Origin of the sequence: Ferruginibacter sp. HRS2-29, assembly GCF_024343615.1 — a bacterium.
Taxonomy (GTDB): Bacteria; Bacteroidota; Bacteroidia; order Chitinophagales; family Chitinophagaceae; genus Ferruginibacter.
The window spans coordinates 74,876-97,863 of the sequence record NZ_RJUB01000162.1 but is presented as its reverse complement, the minus strand read 5'-3'; the positions used below and the strand labels follow the sequence as shown (position 1 = coordinate 97,863).

Sequence of the window (22,988 nt, the reverse complement as noted above, 5' to 3'; positions counted from 1 at the left end):
CAGGTTTATTTAAAAAAACTTAAATTTAAAACATGGGCAGAAAACGATCTATATTATTCGATCTCATTTTTGGTAAGGAAAATGAAGATACCGAACTATCGAAGCTGAGCAATGCCCGACGCAGTAAAGAACGCAGGCTTGAAGTCCGCGAATTTCTCGAAGATCTTTTCCTCATCACATTGGGAATACTGGCAGCGGGTTTTGGCTTACGCGGCTTCCTCCTTCCCAATCACTTTCTCGATGGCGGCGCCACCGGTATTTCATTACTGATATCACAACTCACCGGCATCAGCTTATCAATGCTCATCATACTCATCAACGTTCCGTTCATCTTGTTGGGTTATACGATCATCGACCGAAAATTCGCGATCAAGACGGCTTTCGCTATCACCGGGCTTGCGCTGGCTGTCGCGTTCATCCCCTATCCCGAAGTGACGCATGATAAATTACTCGTAGCGGTATTTGGTGGTTTCTTCCTTGGAGCAGGCATCGGCTTATCTGTTCGCGGCGGAGCCGTGATCGATGGCACCGAAGTACTGGCCATCGGCATCAGCAAACGCTCGGGGCTTACCATCGGCGATGTGATCCTGATCGTCAACATCATTATCTTTGCGTCTTCCGCCTGGTTGCTGAGCGTCGAAACAGCGCTATACGCCATGCTGACGTATCTTGCAGCTTCCAAAACGGTCGATTTCATCATAGAAGGCATCGAAGAATATACCGGTGTTACCATCATTTCTGTAAAAGCGGATAAGATCACCCGCATGATCACCGAAAAACTCGGCCGGGGCATTACGGTTTACAAAGGCGAACGTGGTTATGGCAAAAGCGGCGAAAAATTTTTATATGAAATGAAGATCGTGTATACCATCATCACCCGTCTTGAAGTAAGCAAGCTGAAGCTCGAAGTGGAAAAGATAGATCCGAATGCTTTTGTGGTGATGAGCAGCGTGAAGGATATGAAGGGAGGGATGATCAAGAAACGGAGGTTGCAGGGGTAAGAGTGATAAGTGATAAGTGAGGAGTAACGAATTACACTTAGCGATGAATTCCTGATTATCTTCTTAAATTCCGATTTCTAATCCCATAGTGTCCGCAACTCATAACTTATAACTTATAACTCATATCTCATGCCCCTTTCCCGTCTTTTCTCCGAATTTTTCAACAGTGAAAAAGCCGGTGGTATTATCCTGATAGTGTGTACGGTTTTGTCTATGATACTTGCCAACAGCGGGTTTAGCCAGGATTACACTTCCTTCTGGCAATTACAGGCTTTTGGGCATTCCATCACCCATTGGATCAATGATGGCCTGATGTCAATATTTTTCCTGTTGATCGGGCTGGAACTCGAAAGAGAGATCTATAAAGGTGAATTATCCGAACTGAAAAATGCCTTGCTGCCCATCGTAGCCGCAATCGGCGGGGTACTGGTGCCTGCGGGAATATACCTGGTGCTCAATTACGGAACACCTACACAAAGCGGTGCAGGGATCCCTATGGCAACTGATATAGCCTTTGCTATCGGTGTACTGGCCTTGTTGGGAAGCAAAGTGCCAACCTCTCTGAAGATATTTCTTACTGCATTGGCGGTGATCGACGACCTCTGCGCCATTCTTGTGATAGCCATTTTTTATTCTTCCGGCATTTCCTTGCTTTATCTTGGAATCGCATTAGCCATATTTGCCTTTTTATGTGTGCTCAACAGGCTGAAGGTAAACTGGCTTCCAATCTATCTCCTGGCCGGGGTAGCCATGTGGTATTGCATGCTGCAATCGGGCGTACACGCTACTATTTCCGGCGTACTGCTTGCATTCGCTATCCCTTTCGGCGATGGCAACGAACGGTCTGTCTCTTACCGCCTGCAGCATTTTCTGCATAAACCTGTCGCATTCTTCATTGTGCCGCTGTTTGCACTGGCAAATACCGCCATCGTTTTTGAAGCTGGTTGGACAAATGGCCTGTTCTCGACAGAAAGTATGGGCATCATCGCAGGACTTGGGATCGGCAAGCCGGTAGGGATCTTATTGTTTTCCTTCCTGGCAGTAACCGCCGGCATTTGTGCACTTCCCTCCGATCTACGCTGGAAACACTTACTGGGCGCAGGCTTGCTGGCAGGTATCGGCTTCACGATGAGTATATTCGTAACATTGCTCGCGTTTACGGATCAGCATCATATCTCCACCGCCAAGATCGCCATCATCGCTGCATCACTGATCACCGCGATCAGCGGACTGGTTTTCCTACGCATCATTTTAAAGGAATCTGTAGTTAAAGATTAAAGATTAGGGTTTAGGGATCAGGGTTTAGACGTTGAACCGAAAGATACCTAAACCCTGATCCCTAAACTACTTAAAGTATATTTCCGTTGCCCCATATCCATACAACGGGTGAAACTGGTTTACAAATGATTTTACTTCGTTTTTCAACCGCAGGCTTTCATGGATCTCATCACGTAATTTCCCTTCCCCCACACCGTGGATGATGATGAGCGTAGGCTGTTTGTGCGCTACCGCTAGGTCGTAATACTTTTCAAATTCATTGAGCTGAATGGTGAGTATTTCAAAGTTGGAAAGATGTTTCCAATCATTGGTAAGTTTGTCGATGTGAAGATCCACCACCGATCTTGCCGGCGGTAAATGCTGACGGCCTTTACCGGCGTCGTACACCCTAAAGCCGGCATTACCAAGGCTTGAGAGGTCTACACGTTCTTCTTCTACTTTATCGGGATAATGTGTAAACAATTCATATTTAAAAGAAGCTTCATTTTTTTCCTGCAGTTCTTCTACCCTTTTGAATAATTTTTTACCGCTTACTTTCAGCGATGCTTCAAAAAAAGGGGCTTTCTTCTTGTGTTCATTCACCAGTGAAAATTCAAATTCAAAACGTGGATTATCGCTTACATCTTCAAACGCGATATCATGCAGGTAGAATTCGGAAAGCCCGTCGATATTGTTCTTCAGCTGAAAATTGCTTTCCCCGGAAAATAAAAGGTTGTAGGTAAAATGATAGCCTTCTTCATTCTGATTGATAAGATAGATCTTGAGTTTATCCACCACATCATCTTCAAAAATATCCTTATCGAATACCGGGATGAAACTCAGGAAAACGCCATCGCCTACTTTCTTTCTCGCCACCGGCTTTTCCTTGCGGATATCATCCACATAAATTTTCTTTTTCTCCACTACTTTTTTCTGGGAGAACATTTTAAAATAAGGGAAATCTATCTGATCCATGTAAGCAGGAAATTTTACGCCCCTTACTTCGATCATCACCATTTTTTCATTAATGATCTCTACCACTTTTCCTTCTTCATCGGAGTGCAGCACAATGATCTTGTCTCCTATTTCGTATTTCATTTTGCAAAAGTACAGGTTTCAGGTTTGGGATTAGAGATTAGGGTGGAGGGTTTAGGTGTATCTTTTTGAAATTTTTCAAATCATTAAGACTTATTCAACCCTGATCGCTCATCTCTAAACTTTTTTTGGCGAAAGTTTACTATTCTTATAACTGTAAACAAAATACACCATCAACCCTATTATCAGCCAAATCAAAAACCGGAGCCAGTTAGTATGGCTTTCCTGCGCCATCAGGTAAAAACAGCTGACGAGCCCAAGTACGGGTATCAGCGAGAATTTTTTCACAAAAGTGAGTATTACAAATATCAGCGCCACGATAACAAAAAGCCATTGCGGAAAATTGAGCAGGAAAGCTTCCGAACCGGTGTAGTAAATTGTCTTTTCCGGCAAACCCGATTTACGTATAACCGGGCGGTACTTAGTGGTAAAACTGCTGTCGAGGTATTGTTTCACATTGCCGCCATATTGATTGAAATGGTCGCCATCCAGTTGCAGCAAACTCGTCTTCAACTGCACGCTATCTGCTCCCAGCCTGTCATACATATTTTCTTTTGCCACCAGCAATTTGTTGTTAAAAAACTCTTTCATGCTGTCGTTGTTATATTTCCAGCCAAGAAAAAGGGCAAGAATAAACAATACGGGAAGAATGAATCTTCCGTTGATATAAGGTACTTTGAATTTGCTTTCAGCCTTGTCTTTTCTTCCCTGCAATACGAGGATACCACCGCATACCAATATGAAAGCGAACAGTGTCCCGATACTCGTAAGCGCCAATACCACTTCCAGGTTGAGGAACAATGCAGGGATCGCCACTACCAGGCCGGTGAGTATGGTAGAAAAAGAAGGTGTATGAAATTTCGGATGGATACGGGAAAATATTTTCGGCAGCAGACCATCGCGGCTCATGCTCATCCAGATACGCGGTTGCCCCATCTGGAAAACAAGCAACACGCTTGCTGTGGCGATTATGGCACTGAACGCAACGATGGCTCCGATCCATTTCAATCCACGCTGATCGAATACCAGTGCAAGCGGATCGCCAACGTTGAGAGAAGTATAACGCACCATGCCCGTCAGGACCAACCCGAGCAACACATATAATATAGTACAAATGATTAATGAATAGATCATGCCACGCGGCAGATCCCTCTGCGGATCCTTACACTCTTCGGCAGTAGTGCTGATGGCATCAAAACCAATATAGGCAAAGAATACAGCCGATACCCCTTTTAAGATACCACCGATACCGTTAGGTGTAAAGGGCGACCAGTTGTCTGTATTTACATAACTTGCCCCCACCACTACCACGAGGAATATCACGGCCAGTTTGATCATCACCATGATGTTGCTGAGTGACCGGCTTTCTTTTATTCCTACGAATACCACGGCTGTAATAAGTCCTACGATGCAAAACGCCGGAAGATCCATGATGCAATGCAACCCGCCTATTGTCGGTGAAGTGATCCAGGCATTGTATTTTTCTACCATCGCCGGATCGAGTGAAGCCAGGGTAGAACCTTTGGCAAGTTCTTCGGTTACGGCAGTAAAACCATGATGCGCCGTTGTATAATCCATCGTAAGCCAGTCAGCGATGTGCAGGCCGGCTTTGTTCATCAGGTTGGTAAAATAATCACTCCAGCTGATCGCTACCGCGATGTTGCCGATGGCATATTCCATCAACAGATCCCACCCGATGATCCAGGCGAATATTTCGCCGAAGGCGACATAAGAATAAGTATAAGCGCTGCCGCTGACCGGCACCGTGCTGGCGAACTCCGCATAACAAAGCGCTGCAAACCCGCAGGCGATAGCCGTAAAAATATAAAGATAGATCACGCCGGGACCGCCATCGTAGCTGGCTTTGCCAATGCTGCTGAATACCCCGGCACCAATAACCGCGGCCACACCAAAGAAAGTAAGATCTTTAACGCCCAATACTTTTTTGAGCCCGCCACCGCCATGTTCTCCATCCCCCAGCCCTGCGGCCGCGTCTTTCAATATTACATCAATAGATTTTTTTCTGAATAAGGAAGTAGACATGTCAGTTTGTTTTGTGCGAACTAAAATAGGGAAATTTTTTGGGATTCGACCACGAAGGCCCGAAGACACAAAGGTTCACGAAGAATAAAAACAAAAGAGTCAATAGAAATCCTTTGTGCTTCTTTGTCGCTTTGGGTCTTTGTGGTAAAATTAAGATTCGCGTTGCAAAAGATACTCCGCCAGCTTGCGCAATTCGTTCTTACGGGAAGAAGAGACCGCGATATCTTCCAGGTTTTTCAATGCTTCCTGGAAATATTTTTCTTTCAATTCCGCTGCCCATTCATCCACTTTGCAATCGCGGAAGATCTGTAATACGCTGGCTACTTTATCGGGCGCATTGCCGGAAAGCAAATTTTTCAGTTCCTCTTTTTGCGTAGCAGAAGCCACGTCCAGCGCATGTATCAGCAGGAATGTCTTTTTATTGGATAAGATATCCCCCCCTACCTGCTTGCCGAATTTTTCCGGGTCGCCAAATGCGTCGAGATAATCATCCTGCACCTGGAAGGCTATGCCGAGGTTTTTGCCAAAATTGTAGATATGTTGCTGGTTACCTTCGCCGGCGCCCCCCAGGATGGCGCCTACCTGCATGCTGCCGGCCAGCAACACGGAAGTTTTCAGCGTGATCATGTTCACATATTCTTCCATAGTTACGTTATCGCGCTGCTCAAAATCCATATCGAGCTGCTGCCCTTCGCATACTTCTTTCGCACTCTTATTGAAATGAAATAATATCTTCTGAAGATGAAGTGGTTTTATCTGGTTGAGATTATCGTATGCCTGCACCATCATCACATCGCCGGCCAGTAATGCGGTAGACTCGCCATATTTGCTGTGCACGGTTTCCATGCCCCGCCGCAGTGGCGCTTTGTCCATGATGTCATCGTGAATAAGGCTGAAATTGTGAAACAACTCGATAGCAGTCGCCACATGATATGCATCCGGGTCGATCTCTCCAAACAATTCGTTCCCCATCAGCACACATACCGGCCGCACCCTTTTTCCACCGATCTGCAGAATGTATTGCGCAGGATCGTAAAGATTGGCGGGAGAAACCGGGAATTGCCGCTTATTGAAATGTTGTTCGAATAAGGAAGAGAGCTCGGTGAAAGAGAACATTGAGACAATTAATAATTAATAATTATAATTAATAATTAACAATGGAATAAACAAGCAGCGTCCGAAAATGCGAACTCACTTTCTTATTCCTTATTTATTATTTCTTATTTTTTGTTTTTCGTTTGTTTTTTAGGAGCAGCTTTTTTAGCCGCAGGTGCCGCAGGTGTTTTCTTAACCTTTCCTGCAGGTGCCGCCCTATCTGGCTTTGAAGGGATCCAATGATAATCCAGCTGGCGTTTGGCAAGGTTGGCCGACACCACTTTTATCATCACTTTATCTCCTATCCTGAAGCGTGTGCCGGTACGTTGGCCTACGAGGCAGTAGTCTGTTTCATCGAGGCGGAATTCATCGTAATCCACCAGGTCGCGGATGCTCACCAGCCCTTCACATTTGTGCGCCACTGTTTCCGTCCAGAAACCGAAGGTAGAAACGCCGCTCACCACTGCTTCAAATTCGTCGCCGATGAACTGCTGCATATATTCCACCTGCTTGTATTTATTTCCGGCACGCTCCGCTTCCATAGCCGATCTTTCGCGATCGCTGCAATGCTTGCATTTTTCTTCCATCTTCTTATCGATCTTCACATTTTTATCCAGGCATTGTTGCAAAACACGATGCACCAGCACATCCGGGTAGCGGCGTATCGGCGAAGTAAAATGGCAATAATTTTCAAAACCTAATCCATAATGACCGATATTTTCGGTCGTATACACCGCTTTCGCCATGGTACGGATGCCGAGTTGCTCCAGCACATGCTGCTCCGGTTTGCCCTGCACATCTTTCAATAGTTTGTTGAAAGATGCCGCCACCTGGTTCTCATCTTTCATGTTGAAAGTGTACCCGAACTTTCTTGCAAAAGCCACAAACGGCGCCAGTTTTTCATCATCGGGGGTATCGTGAATACGATAGGGAAAGGGAATGGGTTCTTTGTTGATCTTTATCTTGGAAACATACTCCGCCACTGTCCTGTTAGCCAGCAGCATGAACTCTTCGATCAGTTTATGTGCATCTTTACTCTCTTTCACTACGATGCCGACAGGTTTTCCTTTTTCATCCAACTGGAATTTTACTTCGGTAGAAGAAAAATTGATCGCCCCATTATCGAATCTTTCCTTACGGAATTTTTTAGCCAGGTCGTTCAGCAGCAGCAATGGCTTGAAATGCAGGCCATCCCTGGTTTCTATTGTCTCCTGCACTTCTTCGTACGTAAAGCGGTGATTGCTGTGAATGATCGTACGGCCGATCCATTTGTGCTTTATCTCCGCCCTGTTGTTGATCTGGAAAATGACAGAGAAGGTATATTTATCTTCATTCGGCCTCAGCGAACAAAGCTCATTGGATATCCTTTCCGGCAGCATCGGGTTCACCCTGTCTGGCAGGTAAACGCTGGTGGCACGGGCATAAGCGGCCTTATCGAGCGGACTATCGGGTGTAACAAAATGGCTCACATCGGCGATGTGTACACCAATTTCATAATTACCGTTATCGAGGTTGCGGATAGAAATGGCATCATCAAAATCCTTCGCATCAGCGGGATCGATGGTAAAGGTGAGAATGTCGCGGCAATCTTTTCTTTTCTTGGTTTCTTCCCGGCTGATCGTATCAGGAAGGGCTGCCGCAATTTTTAATATCTCGTCTTCAAACTTCAAGGGGAACCCTGCCTGGATGATGATCTCTTTCATGGCGAGATCGCCTTCGTCTTCTGCTTTTATTACCGTGATGACTTCACCCTGAGGTTTTTTATCATTCTTATCCCAGCGGGTAAGTTTTACCACCACCCTGTCGCCATTGGCAGCGCCATTCAATTTTTCGATGGGTATATAAAAATCGGGCACCGGCTTTTCGCCACCGGCCACAAAAAACGCGATATTGCCATTTACTTCCACATTACCCACAAATTCTGTCTGTTTCCTTTCGGCCACATCTATTACTTTACCTTCCACCCTTTTGCCGAACCCGGCATGTTTGGGTATCTCTACTCTTACAGTATCGCCATGAAACGCTTTACCGAAATCGTTCGGTTTAACCATGATGTCTTTTTCCTGCCCTTCTACCATTACAAACCCCATCCCGCTGCGGCTGATGTCGAGTTTTCCCTTCAAGATCTGCGTTTGCGAAGATTTCTTTTGCGGGGAATTTCCTTGTTGCTTTTTACTCATATGTATATTTCTGAATGCAATTTAAGCGAAATAGTGAATAGTCAATAGTGAATAGTCAAATCATTGAAGGTTTCAGAGATATTGAAGTTTGTTCACTAAGAAGGTTTTACGCCTGATATTGGGTCTTTCCAATACACCAAAAACCTCATACTTTGACTATTGACTATTCACTATTGACTTAAAAAAACGTAATTTTGCCCCCCGATGCAAAAAACAGTCGCCCTCCACACCCTCGGGTGCAAGCTCAACTTCAGCGAAACCACCGCCATCGGCCGTTTGCTGGAGAATGATGGCTTTGTCAAAAAAGAATTTGACGAAGTGGCCGACGTATATGTGATCAATACCTGTTCGGTTACCGAAAATGCCGATAAGGAATGCCGTCACCTGGTACGGCGTATCAACCGCCAGGCGCCGGAAGCGCTTGTGGTGATCACCGGCTGTTATGCCCAACTGAAACCAGCCGAAATTGCCGCCATTCCCGGGGTGAACCTGGTGCTCGGCGCTGCCGAAAAATTCAATATTTCGGCTCACCTTAAAGAGATCAGTAAAAACGATGCGGCTAAAATCTGCAGCTGCGATATTGAGGAAGTCAACATTTTTGAAGCATCTCATTCCATCAAGGAACGCACCCGTACTTTTTTGAAAGTGCAGGATGGCTGTGATTACAATTGCAGTTTCTGTACCATCCCGATGGCACGCGGAAAAAGCCGCAGCGACAGTATCGACAACGTGCTGAACAGTGTGAAGGCTATCGCCGAAGGCGGAACAAAAGAGATCGTGCTCACCGGCATCAACCTTGGAGATTTTGGAAAAGGCGCCAAAAGCGGCGGCCGCAAACATGAAGAGAATTTTTTCGACCTTATAAAAGAACTGGATAACAACCCTTACGGCATCGACCGTTTCAGGATATCTTCCATAGAACCGAACCTGCTGGGCAACGAGATCATCGAATTCGTAAGCAACAGCAAAAAGTTCATGCCGCATTTTCACATTCCGCTGCAAAGCGGCAGCAACACTACCCTCGCGGCTATGCGGAGGCGTTATAAAAGGGAACTGTATGCCGAAAAAGTGCAGCTCATCAAACAATTCATGGCGCATTGCTGCATCGGTGTGGATGTGATCGTTGGTTTTCCCGGCGAAACGGAGGAGCATTTTAAAGAAACGATGGATTTCCTACAGGGACTGGACATTTCCTACCTCCACGTTTTCACCTATTCCGAAAGGGACAATACACATGCGCTTACACTTGGCCCGGTAGTGCCGATGAGCGTGCGCCATGAGCGCAACAAAATGCTCCGCAGCCTGAGTTACACTAAAATGCAGGCTTTCACTGCGCAACATATCGGGCAGAGCCGCCGGACTCTCTTCGAGATCGCCAATAAAAATGGCATGATGGATGGATATACGGATAATTACATCAAGATCACGATCCCGCATCAAAAGGATTATGAGAACCGCATCGTGGATTGGATGGTGTAGGGTCGTGCCTGTGGTGCGTACTTTCAGGGTTTAGGGATTAGGGTTTAGGGTTTAGGAGAGGTTTAGGGGTTTAGTCAGGCCATAGTTTCATTTATGTATTAAACTTCCTATTTTCACCATTCACTATTCACCATTCACTATTCACCATTCACTATTCACCATTCACCATTCACCACCCATGTACAAATTTCCAATCACAGCCTTACTGCTGCTCATCTGCACAATTTCATTCGCCCAAAAACCAAGGGCCAGAGATATCGGTATTCCATTTGACGGAACCCCGGGGCCATTCAATGCTATCACGGATGTGAGGGGAGTTGAAGTTGGGTATAGCACGATCATTTCGGGCAAGGGAAAAAATGTTCGCGGGCAGGGACCGGTACGCACGGGAGTTACAGCCATTTTGCCGAGAGGCCGCAACAACAATCCTGTTTTTGCCAACTGGTATTCCCTCAATGGCAATGGTGAAATGACCGGCACCACCTGGATCACGGAATCGGGTTTCCTGGAAACGCCGATCATGATCACTAATACCAACAGCGTAGGTGTGGTAAGGGATGCCGTATTGAAATGGTTTGTAAAGACCGGCTGGTACAAAGAAGATTTCTGGTATACGTACCCGGTAGTAGCCGAAACGTACGACGGTTTCCTGAATGATATCTACGGTTTTCATGTAAAAGAGAGCAATGCTTATGAAGCGCTGGACAGCGCCAGAAGCGGTTTTATCAAAGAAGGAAATGTTGGCGGTGGCACCGGCATGATGTGCCTCGGTTTCAAAGGTGGTACGGGCACATCATCGAGAAAAGTGAAGATCAAAGATTCTGCCTATACCGTTGGGGTACTGGTGCAGTCGAATTTTGGCGCCAAAAGAAATCTCACGATCGCCGGTGTACCGGTGGGAAAAGAGTTGAAGGATACTATGAATTACGAATTCAAAGCGCCGCCCTCCTATCAGCCTGGGGATGGCTCCATCATTGTGGTGGTAGCTACTGATGCACCTTTGTTGCCGCACCAGCTGAAGCGTATCACTGCCAGGATACCGATAGGTGTGGGCAAAGTAGGCGGACGTGGGGAGAATGGCTCCGGTGACATTTTCATCGCTTTCTCTACCGCCAATCCTTCTGCGTTTCAGCGGGAAGATTTTACAAAAGTAGAACAACTGCCGAACGACCTCATCAATCCATTATTTGAAGCAACCGTGCAGGCCGTGGAAGAAGCGATCATCAACGCGATGGTGGCCGCGGAAACGATGGAGGGCATCAACAGCAATAAAGCTTATGGATTGCCGCACAAGCTGGTGATGGAGGTGCTGAAGAAATATAACCGCGTTAAATAAGAAGATCACAGATTACAGAAGGATGAAGGGGATTACACAGATTATTTCCTGCAAGCAGGAAATGAAAATGCAGTTTGTAAGAATTTCATATTTATTATCGAATTGAGATTTTTACAAACTGTATTTCCATTTTTACGAGGTAAAAATGATCTGTGTAATCCCCTTCATCCTTCTGTAATCTGTGATCCCTATTCTCCAGCCATCATCCCAATTCTCCTCTTAACAAAATTTTTACATCTCATTTACGAATAATTTCCTACTTTGCCATACGAAACACATCGTATTATGCTAAAGAACAAAGTAATTAAACCTACAGAAGGCGAGTTGGAAATACTGGGGGTGCTGTGGGAAAAAGGCGAAGCTACCGTTCGGACCGTTTATGAAGAGCTGTGCAAAACAAAAGACAGCGGTTATACCACTACCCTTAAGCTCATGCAGATCATGTTTGAGAAAGAACTGGTAACGCGTGACAGCAGCAGCAAGACACATATTTACCAGGCTGCGGTAACAAAGGAAAAAACACAGAAGCAGTTTTTGAATAAGATGATCAACGGACTTTTTGCCGGGTCATCTGCGGACCTGGTGCTGCAGGCATTGGGGGGCCATAAAGCCAGCAATGCTGAACTGGAAAAGATCGAATCGCTGATAGCGGAATTAAAAGCCAAAAAATAACCGACTGATACATGGGACAATTCTCTTATAGTTTCGCTGTAAGTATGATGCACAGTATATGGCAATCTGCCGTACTGCTGGGACTGTATTATGCGATCATCCTGCTGTTGAGAAACCCACACCCGTTGTTCAAACGCAATCTTCTTTTCGGGATGATAGCAGTACAACTGATGGCTTCGCTGGCTACTTTCAGCTTTTATTACAATGGTTCGTTCGCCTCGCTGCAAAGCGGCCTCTACAAGTTATTACCTTCCGAAATGCCCGCCAGGCAATGGTTGCAGCAGTACGCTCCCTGGATATTCTATTTATATGTAGTGGTGGTGATCATCAGATCAGCCATTCAATTGCGCAGCTGGCTCGATTTCAAAAGCAACTATTCGTTGTCGTTAGTAAAACCGCCTGTAGATACCAGGATGTTCACTACGTCGAAAGCGCACCAGTTTGGCATCGTCAAAAAAGTCACGCTCTGGTACAGTACCAACATACAAACACCTATCGTATTCGGGTTTTTCAAACCGGTGATATTGTTGCCGGTGGCGTTGGTAAATCAACTGAGTGTATCAGAAACAGAAGCGCTCATCATTCATGAACTTACGCATATCCGTTACAACGATTATCTCCTTAACTGGTTGTTGCTGGCTACGGAAACGGTTTACTTTTTCAACCCCTTCCTCCGTATCATGGCTGGGAAAATAAAACTGGAGCGGGAGAAAAATTGTGATATACAGGTATTACAATTCAATTACTGCACGATCGGTTACGCAGATGCACTTTTGAAAACTGCCAGGCTCAGGCAACGTGTAAAAGCATTTCAGCTGGCCGCTGTATTCAACCATTCGCAGTTGCTTACCCGTATCCGTTTTTTTTCTGTGGAGCAAAAACTCAGCATGCGCAATCGCCCCAGCATGCCTTTTTCATTTGCGGGATTATTATTGTTATTGTTTTTCACCGTATCGCTTTTAAGTGACCCTGTAAAGGAAATACTGCTGCAAAAAGAAACGGCCAATTCTATCATCACTACCAGCGAAGCCCCTGCCCTGCCTGAGTCGGTAGCTTATGCAAGCGAACCGGTAATAAATAAACCTATGCCAATAAAACCTGCTGCGGTTGCGATGAAAAAAGCAATGGTTACAGACGAAACTGCCCTAACCGAAGATGATGCCGTAGCGCTGAATGATATCTCCCCTGCACATATACAGGAGATAAAAGTAGTTCCTGTATCGTTAACTACCAGCACAGAGCCCGCCAATGAAGGAAAAGAAGTGATCATCAATGAAGAAAGTTCTACCGGTAAAATGATCACCCGTGCTTATCGCGTAAAATTGAAAGGGGATGTTTGGGTGAGTGAACCACTCTGGGTGATCGCTGAAACAAAACCGAAGGATTCTTTGCTGAAGAAGGTAGCGGATACAACCTGGAAATTGAAACTGGTTCCGCTGGCCCAATAAATTTTTTAATTACACGAATTTTTCGAATTACTTCTCAAGTAGTGAAATTGCCTGATGAGGTATAACTTTTATTATTGCTACTCCGATAACCCTACATCTGAATACAAAATCACGGAGATTCCTTCATTCTTAATCCGTAATTGCCTTACCATACATTCCTCGGACAAGTATCACCATATTTATTCCCTATGATGAACCCGATCATGATCTCGTGGGTATTACCGGTGTATGCCCGTAGTTTGCCCGTGGTGGCTACTTCGTAGGAATAACTCACATTGAAGAAGTTGGCTACATTCACCCCGGCCATTGCCGAATAGCCGGAGATCAGATCCCCATAACGGTAGCTGGCACCGATCCACGCTTTGTCCTGGTACTGCAGTTTTGCATTGGCATGCAGCCCCAGCAATTGAGGTTCCCAGTACTGCACCATCACCGAAGGGATAAAATTGAAATTATCATCCAGGTTGACCCTGTAACCGGCCGTCAGGAAATAATTGGGCGTATAATAAGTTCCGTATTTATCATTTTTCACAAATTTGAATTTGCCGGGAATAATGTTCAATACAGATATGCCTGCAAAATACTTTGCGGAATACAGCCAAAGCCCCACTCCTATTTCCGGTTTTATTTTTTTCAGCTCGCCACTGGTAATACCGATCGCCGGGTCGTTCTGATCCAGATCTGCAAAATCAATTTTAGACTGATCCACATTCACACTGTTAAAGCCTGCATTGATTCCCGCGGCCAGCGTAGTTTTTACACCCAATGGCTTGTGATATGCGTAAGAAGCCGCCAACGACCATCGGCTGACATACCCGGCTTTATCGTTCATCGCCATGAAACCGATGCCATGATGTGGCGCAGGAGCGGTGTATTCTTCCCAGTATTGTTTTCCCCGCGGATTTTCACCCGGTACCTGGAAAGAAGTGGCGCTGGTACGAAGGTCTGATTTGCCGATAGGCCCATGTATGCTCACATACGTGGTCACCGGCGCACCCGCGATCCCTGTCCATTGGTTGCGGTTGCTGAATTTTACATCCACGTAATTTTCAATACCCGTAACCGCAGGATTTAAAATATAATTATTGAGTACGTATTGGGTATAAGAAGGTTTGGCCTGCCCGAAACCAGCAATGCCGGCGCATATTCCTACGATAAAAAAAAAGGTCTTCTTCATGTTTCCTGCATTTCTTTGCTGCTTCGCAACAATCGGTTTATAAGTTCAACAGCATGCTGTTATTTGATGATCTGCACATACCCTGTGATCGGCGCTCTTCCGCTTTCCGGTTCGATGATATAATAATAAGTATCCACCGGTAATGATTTTCCATTCATATTTCCATCCCACGGTTTCTTATAGCCGATAGATTCGAATACCAGTTTACCGGTACGGGTGAACACTTTCACCCTGCAATTCGGATAGGTATCCAGGTATTCTATTTTCCATGTATCATGTTTACCATCATTGTTAGGCGTGATGGTATTCGGGATCTTAGGTGCCATCAATACTTTGATGAACACCTGGTCTGATGCCGTACATCCGCCCCTGGCCGTTACCGTTAGTGTATAAGTGAAATCTACCGGCGGGCTCGCCAATGGATTTTTCAAGGTGTTGTTATTTAGATATTGATTGACTGTCCATAAATAACGCAGATCGTTACCGGTTACCGTCGGTTGAATCGTGATGCTTCCCCCTTCCAGGATGGTAAGGTCCGGGCCGGCATTCACCACCGGGTTAGGATATACCGTTACCTGCTGGCTGGCGGAATCCACGCAACCGCCGGCGGTTGATGTATACACGTATTTGATGGTGTGCGTGCCCTGCCCTGCAAGTGCCGGACTGAAATTATACACTCCCGGACTTACCGCTATGATGCCGGGGCCGCTGTATACGCCTGTTCCGGCTACTCCACCAGTTTCGGTTGCCTGCGTGATGCGATAAGGAGGTACATCGATACAACCATTTGGTATCGCTGCAAAAGCAACTTCAGGCGTAGCATTGAGCACGATCGTTCTCCTGCTGTCGCTAAAGCAGGTAGCGCCCGAATAAGCCCTCACCCGTATGACATATTGTTTGGTAGCGGGGCTCTGAAACTCCGGATATTTATGTTTGAAAATACTATCCGGTGTAGCAGTTTCATCTGCTTCAAAAACAGTTGGCGCCGCAACATCATCCCAGAATATCTCCAGCCTGGTGATCTTACCAGAAGCGATAGTGGATTTATTCTGGATCCTGATCGTATCATTTCCACAATACCTGTTGGTGGCAACGGGTATGAAGTTTGATACCGGGTTGCCACCGTTGATCGTAAGTATGCTCTCGGTGGTATCACGACAACCGCTGTTGCTGATGGCGATCAATCGTACCGTATAATCACCTACCGCCGTGTATTTATGGCGGCCGTCTTTTTGCGTGGAAGTATTCGGGTTACCCGGTGTAGAATTGGCCGCGTCGCCAAAATTCCATTCCCAGGCGGTGATGCTGCCCGGAGCCGCAATCTTGCTGGTATCGGTCAAAAGTGCGAACGGATCATTCAGACAAACTTCCGGTACCACGAACCCTGCTTTCGGTCTTGGGGTGATGATCACCTGCCTTGGAAATACAGCGCTTACACAGCCTTTATTCGTGGTAATGGTCAAGGTAACGGTAAACGTTCCTGCGCCCGAAAACACGTGATCCGGGTTTGGAGCCGTAGAAGTATTGTTAGCCGCACCACTGGCCGCATCGCCAAAACTCCAGCGCCAGGCAGTGATCGTTCCGGCATTCGCCACCGAAGTGGAAGAGTTGAAACTGATCCTTCTCGTATCACAGGAAGGAACCGTATAGGTAAAGCCCGGTGAAGGAAGCGGATTTACCAATACACTTGCGGATCCGGTAGCGGCACTTGCACAAAGACTGGCACTTCCTTCCCGCACATTTACGAGTGTATAGTTGAAAGTTCCTGCGGTAGCGGTCGGCACAGGAACGTTTACGCTGCTGCTGGTATTTGAAGTGGTAACAAAAAGATCCGGTCCGCCATTGATCTTATACGTAAAGCGATAAGGCGGGGCACCACCTGCACCGGTGAAAATGATATTCGGCGCGGCCGCGTTCAGGCATAACTCGCTTGATGAAGTAGTTATTGTGGCCGTAGGCAATGGTTTTACCACTACACTTGCACTGGTTGTAAGATTGATGCGGCTGCAGGTATTGCTGCTGGCATCCGTCACACTGGTAAGGGCATAGACGAATGTACCAGCGGTATTGGTAGGTACAGGCACGGTGACAGCACCGCCCGCTCCCGATACGAGCGTTATTGGTGCTCCACCGTTGATAGTATAAGTAAAACGATATGGCGCTGTGCCGGTAGCCCCCGTAAGTGTGATGATGGGCGCTGTTGAATTCAGACAAACTGTAGTAGCTCCCGTAATGGTGGCCGTTGGCAACGGACGAACGATCACAGTTGAGCTTGCACCGGTGATTGTTCGGCTGCACAATGTAGAAGTAGCATCTTCTACCGATGTAAGGTTATATACAAAAGTGCCGGGCACGTTGGTAGGCACATTTACCGTAGCAACGTTGCCGGTGGAAGTCACCGTTTGCGGCGCGCCGCCATTGATGGTATAAGTGAATTTGTAAGGATTGGTGGTTCCGGCACCGGTAAATGTGATCGCCGGCGATGTACTGCTTTCACACACGGAAGTGGTACCCGCGATGGTGGCCGTTGGCAATGGACGAATGGTTACAACCGCTGTTGCGCCCGCAACTGCATTGGTACATATATTCGGACTGGCATCGCGTACACTGGTGAGGGTGTAAGTGAAGGTGCCGGTTGCGGCAGTTGGTACAGGTACCGTCACTGAATTCCCGGTGCTGGTAATGAGTTGGTTTGCCCCGCCATTAATATTATAGGTGAAAGTATAGGGCGTTACGCCGCCGGTTCCGGTAAAAGTAATGTTGGGTGCAGCTCCGTTCTGGCAGGCAGCCGTAGTACCGCTGATGGTTGCTGTTGGCAATTGCCGGATAGTAATCACAGCAGATGCGCCGGTGATGGCACGGCTGCAGGTGTTGCTGCTGGCGTCTTCAACATTGGTAAGAGTATAGGTAAACACTCCCACCGTATTGGTTGGTGCCGGTACATTTACCGAATTACCCGTAACGGTGGTGACCGTGAGCGGCGCCCCACCATTGATGGTGTAGGTAAATGTATAAGGAGCCGTTGCGCCGGCACCAGTAAAGGTAACGTTCGGAGAGGTTCCGGTCTGGCAGACCGCGATGGTACCAGCAATGGTTGCAGTTGGCAGTGGCCTCACCAAAACGGTAGCTATGCCGGTCTGAGCCTGTGTACACAAAGTAGAACCTGTGTTCTGAATATTCGTAAGTGTATAAATGTAACTACCGGGCGTGGTGGTTGGCACCGCAACGGTGATACTGTTACCTGTTACGGTAGTGATCGTTTGCACAGCGCCTCCATTTATCCTGTAAGAAAAAGTATAAGGAGCAGAACCACCGGCACCGGTGAAAGTGATATTGGGAGAAGGTGCGTTCTGGCAAACAGATGTATTACCGGTAATAGTAGCTGTTGGCATAGCCGGTACTACCACATCATGAAATAACGTATCACTCAGACAACCCGGCGTGGTAATATTAGAATAGCGCACCCTGTAAGTGCCCGGAGTGGTAAATTTATGTGCAGGATTTTTCAGGTTGGAAGTGTTGTTCGCAGCACCACTGGCAGGGTCATTAAAATCCCACCACCAATGATATGTCGGTTTTACGGTAGTGGATGCATCATTGAACTGTACCGTTTCGGCTACACACCGCGGCGCTACCCAGGTAAATCCAGCTACCGGCGGATCGGATACTTCCAACTCGAAATCAATCTCCTGCTGACTACCACAACCATCTGAATTAGAATTATAGGTAGTGATCGTAATCGGGTATTCTCCAATAGTATTGTATGTGTACAGCAATGGTAAAGAATACCACCACAGCTGTTTACCATTCAAATTAGTGGTGGAGTCAAAAGCCAATACCGCCGGTGCTACCCTTTTCAACCATACCGGGGTATGCTGCGGGCTCAGGTCCCAGTACATGGAATCCGGCTGGTATGGAAGCGATATCTTGAATTTAAATGGAGACCCGGTACAAACCGATGGGGTCGTTTCAATTCCGTAGAGGCTTGATACACCGATCTGCTGGTAAAGATCTTTTACGTTTGTACCTGCAGAATAAGCATAAGATTCATTTGCTCCCATCCCATAAGCGATCGCATTGAAGCCGCTATCGGCTGTAAGTCGTGCAGAACTTCCCGACAAGGTCTGGCGGAGGTAAGAATAACCGGACAAATTGGTAAAAGTTTGCCAGGCGGCCGATGGGGCCACACCATTTATTTTAAAACTGGCCGTAGCGTTTGTCTTGATCAATACATTCACTACCTGTTTGGTAATGGCCTGGTTGGTAGATGAAAATATGTTGATATCACTGATATTCTGTTCGATCGGGTTGAGCACCACCATGTCGGGATCCCCCAATGTACTGGTGACAGGACGTCCGGAGCAACCATTTCGTTGCATATACTGCGTAACACAAATAGGTTTATTGGCAGTGATGCTGGTAGGCACACTCAACAGTTTTGGAGTAAGCGTATATTCTGCAGGATATATTTCTCCTGCATTCAGTACAACTGTCGGCAGCCCGTTGATATTTACCTGTGTATTATTTTCAGAAGCCATTATCCTGTATGGATTCCCGCCCGGGTAATCGTCGAAAGGAATGAAACCGAAATTTTTCCCCCAGGTGCTGGCAGGATATAATTGCTGAAATAAGGGATCATAAGATGATTGACCGGCAACACAGCCCGCATTGGCACCGATCGTAATATTGGAGCTACCGGAAAAAACCGCGATGGGCAGACAAGCGCCGGCTCCGGAAGCTACCGATTCGATCAACGTTCCCGTAATATCCTGGGTAGCCGCATTCGCATCAGTAGACTGATACTGGTACATATCACCGGCAAGTGGTAAAGTGATGGTGAAAGTTGGCTCCAATACCCCATTTTTCCTGGGAGTGATATTTACGGTAGTATTATTTTTAACGGCAATGATCTGGAATTGCGACCTGGACGAGTACGTACTGAAATCGGCACCTGACTGATTGAAAGCCGTTGCGTAATATTTTTTCCCCAATACATTTACCGGCAATAATAAAGTAGCGGCGCTTCTTGCACCTGCCCATTGCTGCGCATATGCTACCACCGCAGGTTTGCCCGGATCAGTTTGTATGCGGATGGATTTTTTTATTACTGTATTGGATTCACTGTTCGAAATGTGAATGTTTACGTTAAAGGGTATGCGTATCTCCTGGATCCCATTGGCTGCAATGTTGAAGGTGGCAGAAAATTGACCGTTGGCCATTGTTATCGTTCCCGAACTTGCTTTATCGGAAGTGATATATATACTGAGTACCGCCAGATTTTGAGTCGAGTTTGCCACATGCTGCGGAAAGCATAGATAGAAATCTTTCCCCTTATTGGAAAAATCCTGCGCAAAAGCTGCTTCTATAATAAACAAACTGGTAACCAGGAGTAAATATTTTCTCATGCGTGTAATACTAGTTTTGGTGGTAGTGATAGTAGAGGCAGGTATTGGAAAAATGGAACCAAATCTAATGAAAATACGTGATAAATGATGCCGGAAGCGGCTTTTTATTACACATTAAAGAAGTGGGTCATATATTGAACGCTTTCAGAAAACCTGTGTGATTGTAAAAGAAAAGGGCTGTATAGAAATACAGCCCTTGTTAAGAACCTTTTGGTTCTGTAACCCCCAAAGAAAACATCTTTACCTTCCCGAAGGATTGGCGAATTATTTTGTCAGCTGTATGCTGTTGCTGGCAATACCGTTTTCGGCATCTTCCATCAGCAATACCCTGAAATATTTCAAACCGGGCTTTAGCTTGGCCATCGGCTGTTTGAACTTAAAATTATTTTGCGCAGCAGGATCATTTCCCATTACAAAACCGATGGTGCTGTAATTTTTCCCGTCTACACTACCCTGTATCTGCCAGTAAGCATTTGCCTGCTGATTGCTGCTCCAGTTGACGATTAAATGCCCCTTATCAACTTTTGCCACCACACTTTCAATAGTTGCTTTTTGGGCAAAAACTCCTGAGTTAACCATTACGATTACTACGACTGCTAAAAAAAACTTTTTCATTATATATAACTTTTGAATATACGACTGGGTTTACCAGTTTTTCCGGATATAAAGTTTTTTAATGAATAATGGATAAAAATGAGGGAGAACCGATGATCATCGGCAACCGATCTTATGGGAGATTTTTGTAATCTCTGTTGTAGACATATACTTTCTCTAATTTGTCCGGTTGATGCATTGGAAAAAAATGCACATGGATAAGATTGATAGTTGAGCTTGATAAAGCCTGAAGATATATGTAAAATTTTCTCATTTCGTTGCGGTTTGGGTGTTTGGGTCGGTTATGCAGATACATCTGTATCTGATCGCAGAAAATTGGAGAGGTAAGAAAACCGGGATGACAGAGGTAACAGCCATTTCCTGATTTCTGATGCAAACATAATATGCGTTTTTTTAAAATCAAAATGCCTCCACCGTAATTTCCACATCATTTGGGTAAAATATCCATTTTTTTGTATTTTTTTGAAATAAATTCAATAAAAAATCAATTTAACCCACAAAAACACAATCCAGCACCATATTTTTTTGAAAACTTTAAAAAAGAGCCGGTTTTTTAAGAAATTTTATACTTACTGCCTTAATGTCCGTCTTTTCTCCCTCCTAGACTCATCCTTCCGTTTGTGTCATTTTAAGACCTGCTATTCGAGTTTTGACACTGGCTGGCATAGTTGTCCGGCAAGTCAAAAAACAGCCAAAAATGAAGATTTGTTGAATTGATGTATTAATATTTTATAAAATTCATTTTATTTCATAAATTAAAATTTCATTTATAACTCATAATAAGTTAATAATCAGTAAACTAACAAAGATATTAAAACAAATGTATCTTCAAAATATACTTTTCCAAAAAACTAGGGTTTTGTTCTTTTTTTCATGTAAATATAATTATTTTAAATTTAATTTAAAGTAAATTAAATTTTGTTAAACAGTAAATTATACTATAAGTTATTCACTAAGTATAATAGTTCGAATTTCCGGTATTTAAATATTGCCCTTTGCATCAAAATACTACTTTTTTTAGTAGTATTTTTCCATACATTTAAAAATGAATTTTGGCTAGTATATGCGTCTTCACACAAACTGATTTAAAAATCTTAGCCAGTTCTCTCCCACTTTCCCAACGGCTTTAGCTTTACCGATTGGAAGATATTATTGCCGTTATGGCAGTTTTCTAAAAATCTTAGGGTTACATTTTTTTCACAACTGTATTAACACTTCCACCTTTTTGGTGAGGAAAAATGAAAATGTTAGAGTTCAAAAACTTAAAAGAATTGATGCAGAAAATGTCCAATGAGGATGTTTGCCGGAGTTATATGGAAGAAATGAGATGGCAGGGAGCGCCGTTTTGCCCTCACTGTAACTCCACAAAACCGTATCGTTTGAAAGACGGAAAGACATTTCGCTGCTCAAATAAAGGTTGCCGGAAGAATTTTACGGTGACGGTCGGGACGGTTTTTGAAAATTCAAAGGTCAAATTATCGACCTGGATGGCGGCAATTTATCTCTGCACCGCTCACAAAAAAGGCGTGAGCAGCCTCCAATTGAGCCGTGATTTAGGGATTACCCAGAAAACGGCGTGGTTCGTTTTGCACCGTGTTAGGCTAATCATGTCAGATCCTGCCCCCGCTCCAATGGAAAATATCGTAGAAGTGGACGAAACTTATGTGGGCGGAAAGTTCGCCAATATGAACCGGGGAAGGCGTAAAAAATACCAGGAACAGTGCATTGATAACAAAACTGCCGTGATGGGATTTGTAGAAAGGGACGGTAAAGGTAGGCTGACCGTTATCGGAGAAAGCAGCTTTAAGGATGTAGTGAGGCAGAACGTGAACAAAAAAGCCACCGTTATGACCGATAGCCATCTGGGTTAGGTAGGTCTTTCAGAGGAATTTGGCGGACACATGACCGTAAATCACTCACAGATGCAGTTCAGGGACGGTTTAGCTTACACAAACAGCGTGGAAGGGTTCTTTTCATGCCTCAAACGGTCGATCATTGGTGTTTACCACACCGTAAGTCCGAAACACCTTCAACGATATTGTATTGAAACCTCCTATCGCTACAATACCCGTAAAATAACCGACAAGGAGCGTTTTAATCAAACGTTACAAAACGTAGAAGGCAGATTAAAATATGCTGACTTGACTTATGAACCAAAGGCAAATCCTGAATGAAAACAAATGCA

Annotated in this window: 13 protein-coding genes and 1 pseudogene; 7 read left to right on the top strand and 7 right to left on the bottom strand. The window is 45.3% G+C overall.

Annotation, left to right across the window (positions count from 1 at the left end; translation table 11 throughout):
• Positions 1 to 32: 32 nt before the first annotated feature.
• Together EGI32_RS20535 and nhaA are read left to right on the top strand one after the other, a co-directional pair.
• Positions 33 to 1,001: a YitT family protein gene (locus EGI32_RS20535; protein ID WP_255157544.1), complete on the top strand. Its 969-nt coding sequence runs from the start codon at positions 33 to 35 to the stop codon at positions 999 to 1,001.
• Positions 1,002 to 1,130: 129 nt separating this feature from the next.
• Positions 1,131 to 2,279, top strand: coding sequence for a Na+/H+ antiporter NhaA (nhaA, locus tag EGI32_RS20530; protein WP_255157543.1), 1,149 nt, complete (start codon positions 1,131 to 1,133; stop codon positions 2,277 to 2,279).
• A 66-nt stretch (positions 2,280 to 2,345) separates the two neighbouring features.
• On the opposite strand, the gene EGI32_RS20525 is transcribed toward nhaA, so the two are convergent.
• The 4 genes from EGI32_RS20525 to rnr form a co-directional block, all read right to left on the bottom strand.
• Positions 2,346 to 3,356: a Smr/MutS family protein gene (locus EGI32_RS20525; protein WP_255157542.1), complete on the bottom strand. Its 1,011-nt coding sequence runs from the start codon at positions 3,354 to 3,356 to the stop codon at positions 2,346 to 2,348.
• 114 nt (positions 3,357 to 3,470) lie between these two features.
• Positions 3,471 to 5,396 (bottom strand): amino acid permease, encoded by a 1,926-nt coding sequence (locus EGI32_RS20520; protein WP_255157541.1) that lies wholly within the window; start codon positions 5,394 to 5,396, stop codon positions 3,471 to 3,473.
• 150 nt (positions 5,397 to 5,546) lie between these two features.
• Positions 5,547 to 6,512: a polyprenyl synthetase family protein gene (locus EGI32_RS20515; RefSeq protein WP_255157540.1), complete on the bottom strand. Its 966-nt coding sequence runs from the start codon at positions 6,510 to 6,512 to the stop codon at positions 5,547 to 5,549.
• Positions 6,513 to 6,616: 104 nt separating this feature from the next.
• A complete protein-coding gene (gene rnr / locus EGI32_RS20510; protein ID WP_255157539.1) occupies positions 6,617 to 8,671 on the bottom strand; it encodes a ribonuclease R in 2,055 nt (684 codons plus the stop codon).
• Between the two features lie 204 nt (positions 8,672 to 8,875).
• On the opposite strand from rnr, the gene mtaB reads away from it, so the two are divergent.
• The 4 genes from mtaB (at position 8,876) to EGI32_RS20490 (ending at position 13,606) form a co-directional block, all read left to right on the top strand.
• Positions 8,876 to 10,150 (top strand): tRNA (N(6)-L-threonylcarbamoyladenosine(37)-C(2))-methylthiotransferase MtaB, encoded by a 1,275-nt coding sequence (gene mtaB, locus EGI32_RS20505; RefSeq protein ID WP_255157538.1) that lies wholly within the window; start codon positions 8,876 to 8,878, stop codon positions 10,148 to 10,150.
• Between the two features lie 178 nt (positions 10,151 to 10,328).
• Positions 10,329 to 11,486, top strand: a complete 1,158-nt coding sequence (locus tag EGI32_RS20500) for a P1 family peptidase (RefSeq protein WP_255157537.1) — start codon at positions 10,329 to 10,331, stop codon at positions 11,484 to 11,486.
• Positions 11,487 to 11,771: 285 nt separating this feature from the next.
• Positions 11,772 to 12,158, top strand: coding sequence for a BlaI/MecI/CopY family transcriptional regulator (locus EGI32_RS20495; protein WP_255157536.1), 387 nt, complete (start codon positions 11,772 to 11,774; stop codon positions 12,156 to 12,158).
• 11 nt (positions 12,159 to 12,169) lie between these two features.
• On the top strand, positions 12,170 to 13,606 hold the full coding sequence (locus tag EGI32_RS20490; protein WP_255157535.1) for a M56 family metallopeptidase: 1,437 nt from the start codon (positions 12,170 to 12,172) through the stop codon (positions 13,604 to 13,606).
• A gap of 145 nt (positions 13,607 to 13,751) precedes the next feature.
• On the opposite strand, the gene EGI32_RS20485 is transcribed toward EGI32_RS20490, so the two are convergent.
• From EGI32_RS20485 to EGI32_RS20475, 3 genes are all read right to left on the bottom strand, one after another.
• Complete coding sequence (locus tag EGI32_RS20485) at positions 13,752 to 14,783, bottom strand: type IX secretion system membrane protein PorP/SprF (protein ID WP_255157534.1); 1,032 nt, start codon at positions 14,781 to 14,783, stop codon at positions 13,752 to 13,754.
• A 59-nt stretch (positions 14,784 to 14,842) separates the two neighbouring features.
• Positions 14,843 to 20,188 (bottom strand): PKD domain-containing protein, encoded by a 5,346-nt coding sequence (locus EGI32_RS20480; protein WP_255157533.1) that lies wholly within the window; start codon positions 20,186 to 20,188, stop codon positions 14,843 to 14,845.
• Positions 20,189 to 20,452: 264 nt separating this feature from the next.
• Complete coding sequence (locus tag EGI32_RS20475) at positions 20,453 to 20,803, bottom strand: hypothetical protein (protein WP_255157532.1); 351 nt, start codon at positions 20,801 to 20,803, stop codon at positions 20,453 to 20,455.
• Positions 20,804 to 22,041: 1,238 nt separating this feature from the next.
• Between EGI32_RS20475 and EGI32_RS20470 the strand changes: the two are divergent.
• Positions 22,042 to 22,977, top strand: a pseudogene (locus tag EGI32_RS20470) (IS1595 family transposase).
• The last annotated feature ends 11 nt before the right edge of the window (positions 22,978 to 22,988 follow it).

Coding starts and splice junctions, on each gene's coding strand:
- EGI32_RS20535 (WP_255157544.1), top strand. CDS start 33: ATGGGCAGAAAACGATCTATATTATTCGATCTCATTTTTGGTAAGGAA.
- nhaA (WP_255157543.1), top strand. CDS start 1,131: ATGCCCCTTTCCCGTCTTTTCTCCGAATTTTTCAACAGTGAAAAAGCC.
- EGI32_RS20525 (WP_255157542.1), bottom strand. CDS start 3,356: ATGAAATACGAAATAGGAGACAAGATCATTGTGCTGCACTCCGATGAA.
- EGI32_RS20520 (WP_255157541.1), bottom strand. CDS start 5,396: ATGTCTACTTCCTTATTCAGAAAAAAATCTATTGATGTAATATTGAAA.
- EGI32_RS20515 (WP_255157540.1), bottom strand. CDS start 6,512: ATGTTCTCTTTCACCGAGCTCTCTTCCTTATTCGAACAACATTTCAAT.
- rnr (WP_255157539.1), bottom strand. CDS start 8,671: ATGAGTAAAAAGCAACAAGGAAATTCCCCGCAAAAGAAATCTTCGCAA.
- mtaB (WP_255157538.1), top strand. CDS start 8,876: ATGCAAAAAACAGTCGCCCTCCACACCCTCGGGTGCAAGCTCAACTTC.
- EGI32_RS20500 (WP_255157537.1), top strand. CDS start 10,329: ATGTACAAATTTCCAATCACAGCCTTACTGCTGCTCATCTGCACAATT.
- EGI32_RS20495 (WP_255157536.1), top strand. CDS start 11,772: ATGCTAAAGAACAAAGTAATTAAACCTACAGAAGGCGAGTTGGAAATA.
- EGI32_RS20490 (WP_255157535.1), top strand. CDS start 12,170: ATGGGACAATTCTCTTATAGTTTCGCTGTAAGTATGATGCACAGTATA.
- EGI32_RS20485 (WP_255157534.1), bottom strand. CDS start 14,783: ATGAAGAAGACCTTTTTTTTTATCGTAGGAATATGCGCCGGCATTGCT.
- EGI32_RS20480 (WP_255157533.1), bottom strand. CDS start 20,188: ATGAGAAAATATTTACTCCTGGTTACCAGTTTGTTTATTATAGAAGCA.
- EGI32_RS20475 (WP_255157532.1), bottom strand. CDS start 20,803: ATGAAAAAGTTTTTTTTAGCAGTCGTAGTAATCGTAATGGTTAACTCA.